This window comes from Sphingobacterium bovisgrunnientis (genome assembly GCF_009829085.1).
Taxonomy (GTDB): Bacteria; Bacteroidota; Bacteroidia; order Sphingobacteriales; family Sphingobacteriaceae; genus Sphingobacterium; species Sphingobacterium bovisgrunnientis.
Genome location: NZ_WUQY01000004.1, coordinates 81,991 through 95,095, shown reverse-complemented (window position 1 = coordinate 95,095; position 13,105 = coordinate 81,991). Strand labels below are relative to the sequence as shown.

14 protein-coding genes are annotated in these 13,105 nt (G+C 36.3%); 9 read left to right on the top strand and 5 right to left on the bottom strand.

Annotation, left to right across the window (positions count from 1 at the left end; translation table 11 throughout):
• The first annotated feature begins 316 nt into the window (after positions 1-316).
• Both GOQ16_RS03695 and GOQ16_RS03690 read left to right on the top strand, forming a co-directional pair.
• Entirely contained in the window at positions 317-787 is a 471-nt protein-coding gene (locus GOQ16_RS03695; RefSeq protein ID WP_132777368.1) for an Lrp/AsnC family transcriptional regulator, read from the top strand.
• Positions 788-1,861, top strand: coding sequence for a DUF6695 family protein (locus GOQ16_RS03690; RefSeq protein WP_160068016.1), 1,074 nt, complete (start codon positions 788-790; stop codon positions 1,859-1,861). It abuts the gene before it with no gap.
• Here the strand turns inward: GOQ16_RS03690 and ung are convergent, their stop codons facing one another.
• Positions 1,862-2,533, bottom strand: coding sequence for a uracil-DNA glycosylase (gene ung / locus GOQ16_RS03685; protein WP_160068014.1), 672 nt, complete (start codon positions 2,531-2,533; stop codon positions 1,862-1,864). It abuts the gene before it with no gap.
• Positions 2,534-2,632: 99 nt separating this feature from the next.
• Between ung and GOQ16_RS03680 the strand changes: the two genes are divergently transcribed.
• On the top strand, positions 2,633-3,172 hold the full coding sequence (locus GOQ16_RS03680) for a tetratricopeptide repeat protein (protein WP_149914738.1): 540 nt from the start codon (positions 2,633-2,635) through the stop codon (positions 3,170-3,172).
• Positions 3,173-3,211: 39 nt separating this feature from the next.
• Here the strand turns inward: GOQ16_RS03680 and GOQ16_RS03675 are convergent, their stop codons facing one another.
• Complete coding sequence (locus GOQ16_RS03675; RefSeq protein ID WP_160068012.1) at positions 3,212-3,670, bottom strand: hypothetical protein; 459 nt, start codon at positions 3,668-3,670, stop codon at positions 3,212-3,214.
• A 7-nt stretch (positions 3,671-3,677) separates the two neighbouring features.
• Complete coding sequence (locus tag GOQ16_RS03670; RefSeq protein WP_160068010.1) at positions 3,678-4,151, bottom strand: DUF4293 domain-containing protein; 474 nt, start codon at positions 4,149-4,151, stop codon at positions 3,678-3,680.
• Between the two features lie 112 nt (positions 4,152-4,263).
• Between GOQ16_RS03670 and truA the strand changes: the two genes are divergently transcribed.
• From truA to GOQ16_RS03650, 4 genes are all read left to right on the top strand, one after another.
• A complete protein-coding gene (gene truA / locus GOQ16_RS03665) occupies positions 4,264-5,019 on the top strand; it encodes a tRNA pseudouridine(38-40) synthase TruA (protein ID WP_160068008.1) in 756 nt (251 codons plus the stop codon).
• A 69-nt stretch (positions 5,020-5,088) separates the two neighbouring features.
• Entirely contained in the window at positions 5,089-6,786 is a 1,698-nt protein-coding gene (locus GOQ16_RS03660; RefSeq protein WP_438865725.1) for an ABC transporter ATP-binding protein, read from the top strand.
• Positions 6,787-6,858: 72 nt separating this feature from the next.
• Positions 6,859-7,896 (top strand): endonuclease/exonuclease/phosphatase family protein, encoded by a 1,038-nt coding sequence (locus GOQ16_RS03655; protein ID WP_160068004.1) that lies wholly within the window; start codon positions 6,859-6,861, stop codon positions 7,894-7,896.
• A gap of 69 nt (positions 7,897-7,965) precedes the next feature.
• Positions 7,966-8,346, top strand: a complete 381-nt coding sequence (locus GOQ16_RS03650; protein WP_204987413.1) for a hypothetical protein — start codon at positions 7,966-7,968, stop codon at positions 8,344-8,346.
• A gap of 128 nt (positions 8,347-8,474) precedes the next feature.
• On the opposite strand, the gene GOQ16_RS03645 is transcribed toward GOQ16_RS03650, so the two are convergent.
• On the bottom strand, positions 8,475-8,795 hold the full coding sequence (locus GOQ16_RS03645; protein WP_160068002.1) for a hypothetical protein: 321 nt from the start codon (positions 8,793-8,795) through the stop codon (positions 8,475-8,477).
• A 121-nt stretch (positions 8,796-8,916) separates the two neighbouring features.
• On the bottom strand, positions 8,917-11,028 hold the full coding sequence (locus tag GOQ16_RS03640; protein ID WP_160068000.1) for a M3 family metallopeptidase: 2,112 nt from the start codon (positions 11,026-11,028) through the stop codon (positions 8,917-8,919).
• Between the two features lie 231 nt (positions 11,029-11,259).
• Between GOQ16_RS03640 and GOQ16_RS03635 the strand changes: the two genes are divergently transcribed.
• Together GOQ16_RS03635 and GOQ16_RS03630 are read left to right on the top strand one after the other, a co-directional pair.
• Positions 11,260-12,360 carry a DUF4407 domain-containing protein gene (locus GOQ16_RS03635; RefSeq protein ID WP_160067998.1) on the top strand — a complete coding sequence of 367 codons (1,101 nt, stop codon included), beginning with the start codon at positions 11,260-11,262 and terminating at the stop codon, positions 12,358-12,360.
• Positions 12,361-12,559: 199 nt separating this feature from the next.
• Positions 12,560-13,048 carry a hypothetical protein gene (locus tag GOQ16_RS03630; protein WP_160067996.1) on the top strand — a complete coding sequence of 163 codons (489 nt, stop codon included), beginning with the start codon at positions 12,560-12,562 and terminating at the stop codon, positions 13,046-13,048.
• The last annotated feature ends 57 nt before the right edge of the window (positions 13,049-13,105 follow it).

Sequence of the window (13,105 nt, the reverse complement as noted above, 5' to 3'; positions counted from 1 at the left end):
TCAATTTATGACAAAAGTCACTTCTTTGTGTGTTCAAGACGATTTTAACATAATTTTTTGACAAAAAAATGATTCGATATTGTTAAATTCTATTTCGAAGAATAATCATCATAGATGTAAACTATACGAAATAACGTTTAATAATCAAAAAAGTCGATATGGTCTATTTATTAAATTTCCAGAGAGATTTCACATTCGAACATTTCAGACCTAACAAAATTTTCCAAAGAAGACTTTACACAGTGCTTTTACTTACCCAAAAAGATATAGTATTGTATAATATTTGTTATATTTACATTTCGAAGAAAGAAATTATATGTCCTACCAACTTGACAAACTTGATCTCAAGATTTTACGCCTCTTGCAAGAAAATGGCCGTATTACGAATTTGCAGCTTGCTACAAATATCGGTCTTTCACCTGCACCTACATTAGAGCGTGTACGCAAATTGGAAAACTCTGGATTTATTAAGAGTTATCACGCTTTCGTTGATGAAGAAAAATTAGGTTTAGGTATTAAATCTTTTATTCAGATTTCGTTGGATTTTCACACCCACAATGCTATTCCCGAGTTTGTGGAAGCCGTAAAAGCTATTCCTGAAGTCACGGAATGTCATCACGTCACGGGTAACTGTGACTTTATCCTCAAAGTATACGTTAAAGACATCAAAGCCTATGAGGCAGTGATCATGGAGAAGATTTCTAAAATTCCGTTTGTAAAAACTTTTCAGACGATGATGATTATGTCGACTTCGAAAAAAGAACCTATTGTGCCGTTAGAATATTAAATGAATACAGACTATCAAGACTTTGCGATTATCTTAACATGGCCAGATGCAACAATTCGAGGCGATGAAAAATGGATGATGTTCTTTAAAAAAATAGGTCTTGTCAAAAATCTAAATTTTAAGGTCGGGCATACAGGTGTGGTGATTGTAAATCACCTAGATGGCGAGATGCTTTTTTACGACTTTGGTCGTTATATCGCGCCACGAGGCTATGGTCGCGCACGTTCCAAATTCTCTGATCCTATGTTGGATATTTCGCTGAAAGCAGAAATACAAAATAATAGCATTACCAACCTAGAAGATATAATCAAACTTTTTGAAGACCTTAAGCCAGCAATGTATGGTGATGGCAAGTTGTTCTTTTCAATTGTGAAAGGAATTAATTTTGAAAAGGCAAGAGCCTATGGTGATCAGTGCGTAACTGAAGGCACTTATCCTTATGGCGCAGTCGCAAAAAACAACAATAATTGCTCTCGATTCATCACCCGAATGTTGATGAAATCGTGTCCCAAATACCATTTTTGGCATTACATCAATCTTCCAGAGACAATCAAAAGTAGCCCAGTAAGTAATCTTGTAAATACTGCGGAAGATCGTATCATCTATTCTTACGTTCCCGATGAAGGCATCAAAAGCTTCCGTATGAATAGATTTCAGTCTTTTTGGTTTTTGCTGAAACAATTAGGTGATAATATTTCGCGTAAAAAATCAGCATTATTCCCTAATGACCTGATTATCGGAGGCATGAATTATCGTTTCAAACCAATAACGCTACCAAAAGATGCCATGTATTTAGGCGGTGTGGGTGATGGCGCTTGGTTTACAGTGACGCCAACAGAAACCATCAATGAATTTATCGTAAAAAGATTTAACACTTTTGGTAAGCTTGAGTACGTCGTTCGTGGAGAAGCCACAGAGTTTGTGGATCTACAAACTCCGTATAAAATAGCTTACGACAGCCATTTGTTAGTTACACATATTGAGCAAAATGGCAAAAAAATCCGCATTAACCATATCGAAAGATTAGAGAACGCGAAATACGATTTCGAAAACCTCAAAGAACGCTACGCTTAACTACAACTTCCAATCAATTGGATTTCTGCCATGAGCAACTAAATAATTATTTGCTTTTGAAAAAGGTTTAGAACCATAGAATCCACGATAAACAGAAAGTGGTGATGGATGAACCGCTTTTAGAATCAAATGTTTTTTTTCATCAATAAGAACGGATTTTTTTTGTGCGTACGAGCCCCAAAGCACAAAAACTACATTTTCCAATTCGGAAGAAATCTTTTCAATAATCTGATCGGTAAACGTTTCCCAGCCTTGCTTTTGGTGTGAAGCAGCTTGATGTGCGCGTACTGTAAGTGTTGCATTCAACAACATCACACCTTGTTTTGCCCATTTGGTCAAATCGCCAGAGCTTGGTATTTGGAAACCTTCAATATCGGTGGATAGCTCAGCAAATATATTCTTTAACGAAGGCGGAAAAGCTACTCCCTGAGGCACTGAGAATGATAATCCATGTGCTTGACCAATATTATGATAAGGATCTTGCCCCAAAAACACCACTTTGACATCGTTCAAGGGCGTCAAACGAAAAGCATTAAATACTAAACTCTTAGGCGGATAAACTTCAAATTGAGTACGCTCCTGTTGTACAAAAGCAGATAGTTTTCGCATGTAATCTTGTTGCATCAAAGGCTTTAAGATGGGAGCCCAACTTTCGTCGTACAGATTTTCCATAAAACAAAAGTACATTTTTAAGGCTTAAACCTATAAACAAGTTTGCATAACTACTTAAATTAATGGATATTTGCGTTTTAAAAACTACAACAAGAAGAAATGTCAAATTTAGTGCGTATTATTATTAGCTGTTTACTTTTGGTAGGAACAGTAGTATTATTTTGGTTTGGATATTGGGGCTGGGGTATTTTGGGTATTCTGGTTACAATTTTGGCTTGGGTGACTGTTTTCTTTCACGAATATATGCTTATTACTCAATGGTATTTTCGTAAGCAAGATACTGTCAATGCGGAAAAATGGTTGAGTAAGATCACAAATTACGAGAAACAACTTATTCCTGCACAACACGGATATTATCATTTACTATTAGGTCTAATGGAATCTCAACGTGCGCCTTTGCAATCGGAGAAATTCTTTAAGAAAGCTCTTTCATTAGGTTTGCATATGGATCACAATGTAGCTTTAGCGAAGTTGAGTCTAGCTGGTGTAATGATGGCAAAACGTAATAAACGTGAAGCAGAGAAATATTTGCAAGAAGCGAAACGCGCAGATAAGAACAAATTGTTAGCAGATCAAATCAAAATGATGAAAGATCAAATGGGAATGATGGACAGACAACAAATTCGTTATTCAAGATAAAAACATACAAAAGCCTCGAAATTTTTCGAGGCTTTTGTATTATAAATCTATAACAAATTCTAATATCTTCCCTTCTTCCTGAAAATCTTCAAAGGCTAGTTTTAATTGTTTTGGTTTGCCCCATTGCTTTTTCCAATCTCCAGTTTTGATTGTCAATACCACTGGTTCATTACGTGTAAGCAAATAACGAAGATAATTTTGCCTGTCTTCCAGACGCACAAGAACCTTTCCCAATTGCATCGTATGATACCATAAAGGTTTTTCACTACCACTCAACAATCCCGTTGAAAATGTATTTAACTTAAATTCACGTGGATTTTTCAAGTATGATTGCAAATACAATTCTACTGTCGCCGTATCACCTTTAGCTGAAACTTGTACACCCTTAGTCCACACCTCGATTTCGTTGATATCTGTGGATTTGCGTTCTTCCTTCTCTTGCGCAAAAGAAAAACTAACACCTAATGTAATTGCTAGAACCAGAAAAAATCTTTTCATAAGATAATTAACGTAATCTGTCTGCTGACTTGATTAATTTCTCATCATTACGAATGCCGCCCAATGCCATTGCTAAAAAGATAATTGAAATAGGCAACAAGAAAAACCCTACACCTATATTGTTAGCGCCGAAACTTTGTGATATCAAATCCAATGTAGCAGCAGAGGTAAAGTACATCCAAACACCCAATAACGCTATTAAAGCTATGGAAACAAAGATCAATTTAATTTGAAGTTTTCTGTTTTTGAATTGAAAAATAGTTGCTAAAGGCACCAATGCAACAACTATCGTTGCTATTGTTTGCAATAGAAAATTGCTTTGCTTTACGGATTCATTATTCACAGCAGAATATTCGCCAGTGACAAATAACTTTTTGCCCAACCCCACCAAATCGATATAATTTAAGTACGGGAACATAAATAATCCTAAAATAATTACTGTTGCTAATAACAACCAAATTGTTTGAATGCGTTGAATCATATCTGTTTTTTAATCTTATGACAATATTACAAATATAGTATAAACCACAGAAATATGACTTTGTTCTACCGTTTCGCTAGTAGTATTTTTTTACCTTTGTCGTGTGAATGACATGAAAAGATTTTTTTTAGAAATAGCCTATGACGGAACAGCCTACCACGGTTGGCAAATTCAGCCAAATGCTATCGCCGTACAAGAAAAATTAAACCATGCTTTACACACATTTTTACGTGAAGAAGTCGAAACAGTTGGTGCAGGACGTACCGATACAGGTGTGCATGCAAAACAATTGTATGTGCATTTTGATAGTGCAAATAATGTCTTAACAGAAAATCCAAACCGTGCCTTACTTTCTATCAATTCACTGCTGCCTTACGATATTTCTGTGCAGCGCATAATATTAGTTGCGGACGATGCACATGCGCGCTTTGACGCAACTGAACGCTCGTATGAATACCACATCCACAGCAAGAAAAATCCTTTTTTGATAAATAAATCTTGGCTTCTGCGCGATATTCCAGATGTAGAAAAGATGAATGAAGCAGCAAAATTTTTGTTAGGCACAAAAGATTTCGAATGTTTTAGCAAATCGAATACCCAGGTCTTTACTAATATCTGTACCATTAAAGAAGCGCGTTGGGAACAAAACGGTGACCATTTTGTTTTTCACATTACGGCAGATCGCTTTTTGCGTAACATGGTTCGTGCTATTGTGGGGACGCTGCTAGAGATTGGCGTGAAGGGAAAACCTATTTCGTATATTCAGGAGGTCTTAGAAAGCAAAAGTCGTTCGAAAGCAGGTGTATCAGTGCCTGCGCATGGATTGTATTTGACACGTGTTATTTACCCATATATTCAAGAAAAATAGATTTTGAAACAAGATAAAATATCAGGAAAAGCATACGATAGCAAATTGTTGGGTCGTCTAGCCAAATATATGAGTCCATACAGAACCATCTTTTGGGTATCTTTCGTGTTGACGATTCTGTTGGCGGCAGTTGCGCCAGCTTTACCAATGTTGATTGAATATACGCTCGACAACTATATCTTGAATGGGGAATACGAAGGATTGGACATGATGCTCATTATTATGATGCTGTTGCTTATTGCGCAGACCGTAGTGCGTTATTTCCACACCTTGATGACTAATACTTTAGGGCAGTCTGTGATTCGCGACATTCGTATTCAAGTCTTTGAACATATTACAAACTTACGCCTCAAATATTTTGACAATACACCTATTGGGCGTCTAATAACCCGAACTATTTCCGATTTAGAAACTATTGCGAATATCTTTTCTGAAGGTCTAATCCAGATTATCGGCGATTTATTGCAACTGGTGGTTATTTTGGGAGTCATGTTTTACACCGATTGGCGATTGACTTTGATCATTCTTGTTCCAATGCCGTTGATGCTGTGGGCAACGTATATTTTCAAAGAAGCGATGAAATCGGCATTTCAAGATGTGCGTCTTTGGGTTTCGAATTTAAATACGTTCTTACAAGAACACATTTCGGGTATGGCTGTCATTCAGTATTTTGCGCGTGAAGAGCAAGAGATGAAGAAATTTGATACTATCAACAAAGAGCATCGCAATGCGCATGTACGTGCCAATTGGTACTTCTCTATATTCTTTCCTGTATTGGAAATTATCATTGCGATTGCGACAGGACTTTTGGTGTGGTATGGCTCAAAGCAAGTTTTAGCCGATGTTATTTCACCAGGGGTTGTTGTTGCGTTTTTGATGTATATCAATATGATTTTCCGACCTATTCGTGAGCTAATTGACAAGTTCAACACCTTGCAAATGGGTATGGTTTCGGCAGAACGAATTTTTGATGTGTTGGATACGAACGAATTTAACCCAAACTCAGGCACACATAAGCCTGCGCATATTCGCGGTGAAATCGAATTTAAGAATGTATGGTTTGCATACAACGATGAGAAATGGGTATTGAAAGACGTTAGCTTTAAAGTACAACCGGGCGAGACATTGGCTTTGGTCGGTGCTACAGGAGCCGGAAAGTCTTCTACGATCAATATTCTAAGTCGCTTCTACGAAATCCAAAAAGGGCAAATTTTATTGGATGGCGTAGATATTCGTGATTACGAATTGAACTTCCTACGCAAGAATATTTCAACAGTTTTACAAGATGTATTCTTGTTCTCTGATACTGTTAAAAACAATATAACACTGCAGAATCCAATCATTACGGATGAAGAAATTATCAATGCAGCAAAACGCGTAGGGGCATATGATTTCATTATGCGTCTACCAGAAGGTTTGGATTATAAGGTACAAGAAAGAGGTGCAACACTGTCAGCTGGTCAAGCGCAATTGGTTTCGTTTATTCGCGCATTGGTGCACGATCCACGTATTTTGATATTGGATGAAGCAACTTCTTCCATTGATACTGAAACGGAATTAATGATTCAATCCGCTATCGATAATTTGATGGAAGGACGTACCGCTATTGTGATCGCACATAGACTCTCTACTATTCAGAAAGCCAACAAAATAATTGTCTTAGAGAAAGGTGAAATCAAAGAAATTGGCTCCCATCAAGAGTTGTTAGCGATGGACGGTTATTACAAACGACTTTACGATTTGCAATTCGATTCAGCGGGTATTTAACAGTTCAACATACTCTATTTTGTAGATAAGTTTATTACTTTTAATGATTAATTATAAACTTATTTACAGCATATGCTTATTCGAATAGTCTGTTGCCTTTGCTTTTTATATAATTTTAATAGCCTTGCTCAGGAAAAGTCCTTTAAAGTCTTTCAACTTAATATATGGCACGAAGGTAATTCTGTACCGAAAGGCTATGAAGCCATTGTTGATGAAATAATCGATAAAAATGCCGATGTTGTACTTTTGAGTGAGGTTAATAATAAGAACGGTGTTGATTTTGTAACAAAACTTCTTAAAGATTTAAAACAAAAAGGACAGACCTACTACGGAATTTCCAGTGAACATTCGGTAGATGTCGCAACACTTTCAAAATTTCCGATTCTCGATCAATCTACTTTGTATGAAAAGGAAAATCGACAAGGACAAGTTTTGAAAACTAAAATTACTATTCACAATCAACAATTAATTTTCTACTCCTTACACCTAGATTACACCAATTACGCTTGTTATTTACCAAGAGGATACGACGGTGTAACCTGGAAGAAGATGGATAAGCCGATTACAGACGTACAAGAAATCTTAACCGCGAATCGTAAAGGAAAGCGTGATGAAGCTATACGCGATGTGATTGCAGATGCCGCTAAGGAATCAAAAAAGTACAGTATTATCATTGCTGGAGATTTTAATGAACCATCACACTTGGACTGGATAGAAGAGAATAAACATTTGTACGATCGTCGTGGCGCAGTGGTTCCATGGGATTGTTCGCTGATGCTGTATACAGCTGGATTTAAAGACGCTTTTCGTATTATTTATCCCAATCCTGTAACGCATCCCGGCTTTACCTATCCGAGTTACAATCCTGACGTACCTATCAGCAAATTGGCGTGGACTCCCGAAGCGGATGACCGTGACCGCATCGATTACATCTATTATAAATCACCGAATAAAAAGCTCAATTTAAAAGACATAAAAATAGTAGGCCCTGAGGCTACTGTACGCTATGCACAGAAACAAGAGAAAGATAGCCAAGATGACTTTATATTACCCAAAGCTGTGTGGCCAACGGATCACAAAGGCCTATTAGCGACATTTACGATTAAATAAATTGTTATGCCTGTTCGCTTCACTGACCAAAATAAAACACTTAAAGACTACCAAACTGAAGTTTGAGTAATGTGCCCAAATTGTGCGAAAAAAGCTATTGCTAAAGTTGATTACGAATTGAAAAAGGCAACACTATTTTATGAAAATTGTGGATTCAATAAACAAACATCAACAGAGGCTACTGTACATGGGATAAATGGAAATTGGAATATAGCCGCACACAGTTATTTTGTTGCAGAGCTCTGGTTGCAACATCCTTTTAAAAATGATGTATTCGTAGCCTTTAATGCGGATCATCTTACTTATTTGGAGCAATATATTACAGCAGATCTTAGAGAACATAAAGACAGAACTGGTTTTACATTATTGGAGCGTTTACCCAAATTTTACCACGACGCCAAAAACCGCAAAGCTTTGCTCGCAATAATTCAGAAATTGAAGAAAAAATAGAAGTCGTCAGATCTTTGTTTAAACGCAAAAAACTCCCTTTATCAAAATAATAAAGGGAAGTTTTAAGTTGTGCCTAGCCTACCTATTTATAAGAGAGAATGCAGTAAGAAGACTAGGTCTTAATATTTTTATTCTTGAATAATTCGATACACTTCGCGCATATAGTTCGCTTCTTCTAGAGCTGTCGTGAAATTATACCATTCTTCCTTTGTAAATGTGAACAGAATTTCTGGTGCTGGTGTGGCTAAAAACATTCTCTCTTCGTCATCTGGAAAAGCCAAGAACTCTTCATTGCCCACCCTATTCCTTATTTCGTCCAGAAAACAAGCGTATTGAAAAGAAGAAAAAGTCAACACATAAGATTTCTGCCACACATAATGAAAATTACATTTGCTACAATAGTTGATAGAAGTATTCCCTTTTGTGGTAAGATTTACGGACTGACACATATTGTTTTTATTTAGATCAAATATAAATAAGATAATCTAAATAACAAATGTTGAGCTAAAATTTAACAAAAAAGGCTTGTTTCAAATTTGAAACAAGCCTTTCGTTATGAATTAGAATAAACTAATTTAATCCTCTTTTTTTCATTAAGTGCACAGGATCTGGCTCTTGTCCACGGAAAGCTTTGTATAAATCCGCAGGATTGGCAGTGCCACCCTTTTCCAAAATATTTTTACGGAATGAATCTGCTGTTACTTGGTCAAACAAACCTTTCTCTTTAAATGCAGCAAAAGCATCTGAGTCCAATACTTCAGCCCAAATGTACGCATAGTAACCTGCTGAATAACCGCCTGAGAAGATATGTTGGAAATATGAACTTCTGTAACGCGGAATTATCGCATCGATCAAACCAGCTTTGTCCATTGCTTTTTTCTCAAACACATTTACATCACCCGAAATAGGCTTTTGTGTCGCGTGGAAATCTAAATCTAATAAAGAAGCTGCTAAATATTCTGTTGTTGCAAAACCTTGATCAAATGTTCCTGCATTTTCCATTTTCGTAATTAAAGAATCTGGAATAGCTTCGCCAGTTTTGTAGTGTTTAGCGTAAGTTTTCAATACTTCAGGATCTGAAGCCCAGTTTTCCATGATTTGCGATGGCAATTCTACGAAATCACGAGATACTGATGTACCTGATAAAGATTTGTATTTTACGTTAGATAACAAACCGTGTAATGCATGACCAAACTCGTGGAATAATGTACTTGCTTCATCGAAAGTCAATAAAGCTGGTTGGTCACCAACTGGTTTTGTGAAATTGCATACGATAGAAATCACTGGAGCGACACGCTTACCATCAACAGTAGATTGCTTGCGGTATGAAGTCATCCACGCTCCGCCTCTTTTCGACTCACGTGGGAAAAAGTCAGCGTATAATAAACCTAAGTGAGAACCATCTTTGTCTTTCACTTCATACACTTCTACTTCTTCGTGGTATGTAGGCACATTATTTAATGCTACGAAAGAAATACCCCATAATTTTTTTGCTGTTTCAAAAGCACCTTCACGTACAGATGGTAAGCTAAAATAAGGCTTAATTTCTTCCTCATTCAACGCAAAACGCTTCACACGAATTTTCTCTGCATAATATCTCCAATCGTAAGGCGCTACTTTGAATGTATCTTGAGCTGCGTCGATTTCCTTTTGGATATCCGTTGCTTCTACTTTTGCTTTATTAAGCGCAGGAGTCCATAACTTGTTCAACAACTGATATACATTCGCAGGATTTGCCGCCATAGCTTCTTCCAATACATATGCTGCATGCGAATTGTATCCTAATAATTTTGCTTTCTCCAAACGAAGATTTGCAATCTTAACTAAAATCTCTTTGTTGTCACTTTCGTTGTCGTTGTTACCTCTTTTTTGGTAAGCATCCCAAATATTTTTACGCAAATCACGGTTGTCCGCGTATTGCAAAAATGGCATAACAGAAGGATTAGATAAAGTGAAAACCCATTTACCTTCTTTACCTTTTGCTTTCGCTACATCTGCCGCTGCAGATACTAGACCTTCTGGCAAACCCGCTAAATCTTCTTTCTTTTCAACTACAAGTTCATATGCATTTGTCTCTGCCAACAAGTTTTGTCCAAATTGGGTAGTCAATACAGAAAGTTCTGAATTGATTTTTTTCAAAGACTCTTTGTCCGCATCGGACAAATTAGCTCCCGAACGAACGAAACCTTTGTAGGTCTCTTCCAACAATTTCAAATCTTCAGCATCTAATGCAAATTTATCTTTGTTAGCATAAACTGATTTTACGCGCTCAAATAATTTTCCGTTCAAGCTAATCTCATCACTATGTGCTGAAATTTGTGGTGCTAATTCCTTTGCTAAGGATTGAATGCTATCATTCGTGTTAGCCGAATTTAAGTTATAGAAAACGGTAGATACATTGGACAACAATGAACCTGCATTTTCTAATGCTACTATCGTATTTTCGAAAGTCGCTTCGTCCGCATTATTGACTATAGAATCAATTTCTAAATTATGTTGTTTTAACGCTTCTTCAAAAGCTGGTTTGAAATGTTCGTCTTTAATTTTATCGAAAGGAGGAACGTTGAATGGCGTTTCGTACGCTGCTAAAAGTGGATTGTCTGACTGCAATTTGTTTTCGCTACCGCATCCGACGAACATGGATGCAACAACCAAAAATGGAATGAAACTCTTTTTATTCATTACAATTTATTTAGTTTTTTAGATATGTGATGCAAAAGTAAACAATATTTCATGCAAACAGGAAATACTGGAATCAAGCAAAGCTGACAATATAAAAATATTAAGCCGAACCGTCAAATTTGAAGACAAAACTAATTTCACCGACATTTATCCTATTTTAACCGAAAATTACATAACCAATGCAATCAGATAATTATATTTGATTATTCTTTTAATCTGAATAACAAATAGATGAACAATATTAAAAATTTCTTTTGGTGGTGCGCTGGAGTACATAAAGAAACCCTAAATAAATTCCCCGAAGAACATAATAAATACATAAGCATTGGAGCTACTATCTTTTTTACGGGACTTTTCGCGGCTTTAGCAGGAGGCTATGCCCTTTATTTTGTTTTTAGCGGCAGCGATTTTGCGGTCTTTTATGCTTTAATTTTTGGTGCAATCTGGGGATTGGCGATTTTTAATCTTGACCGATATATCGTCCTCAGTATAGATAAATCTAAAGGGACATTTAAGCAGATATTGCAAGCATTACCCCGAATTCTACTTGCGGTATTGATTGGTTTTGTCATTTCACGTCCACTAGAATTAAAAATATTTGACAAAGAAATACGCGAACATTTGCGAATTGATTATCTAAAACAACAACAGGCGAATATCGATACCCTGCAAAAGACTTTTGAGAATAAATATGCTGCAGAATTTACACAATTGAATGGGATAAAAACACAAGCAGATTCTTTGGAGGCTACGCTAAAAGCCGATAGACAGAAGTTGAATCACGAAATTTTCGGAACGAAAACGGAAGAAACTTCTGGTGTATTGGGCTATGGTCCATACGCCAAGATGAAGGAAGCGAATCTCAATAAACAGGAAGTCTATCTTGACACATTACGCGCTCGTATTCAAACTAAAGAAAGTTTACTCTCCCAACGCAAAGTCAAAGAAGGTATCATGGATGAAAAAATCCTGACAGATAAAAGTTTGGATAGCGCCATCAATGTAGCAGGATTTGCGGATCGCAACGCCGCGCTAAGCAACTTGCACAAGAAGCCTGATGGGTCGATTGAAAAATCTACAGAATATGCCGTTATTTTTATTACACTTCTTTTTGTATTCTTCGAATGCTTACCTGTATTTGTCAAATTAATGAGTCACAAAGACGCGTATGACGTAGCTATCACAAACCAAAATATAGTCCATAATTTTGAATCGGCATCCAATGTAGATATAGAGAAAAATGCACTAAATCATCTTGTACCGCATCGTACAGATGTCGCGATACAACGCCGAATGGATCGGCTAAGCCAAGAATATGAAAGCCAGAAGTAGTGTGCAACCTTATGTCTTTTCTAATAAAATTATATTGCGGATTTTAAAAAAATATACCCTTTATTTTTGGTAGATTTATTAATAATGCGTTATACTATTTCTTAATAACCTATTTTATATACGCATTATTACACTTATAGAAAAATAGCTAATATTGCGTATATAATGGTGTTATGCACAAGCTTAAAGAAAAAAAAGAATGATAATTCCTATATTAATTAGCGTTCGTGGAGTAATTTTCGCTTCAATCATAGTCCTTATACTTGGACTTTTTGTGACTATCAACAACTCAAAAAACAAGATAGAATACGACAAGTCGACAGGAATTATTGAATACTATGACAAGGAATTTCGAGAGCTTCCAATACGACACAAAGGGGATTTTCGCTATTTAAAAATTGACTCCTATCCCTATCTATTTGAGATATATGAGCCAAATAGTAAGCCGACTGAAAAAACTATAGACGACTTAAAAGTTGGAGATAAAATTGACATATACTACTACGAAACTTCTGACACAAGAAATATTGGTCTGAATAGGTTTTCCCAATTTATTGACAAAAATGGTCAATCATATTTCGTTCGCAATGGATTTCAAAATCAGTTGGGTTTTACAGTTCTAGGGCTAGCGATATTACTGAATATTATGTCTTTCGTTTTATGGAAAAAGGGAAAATTGAAATGGTAAAAAAGCCAATGCATAACAAGGGTATCCATTCCACAACTCCTGTTAAAAGTTAAAAAT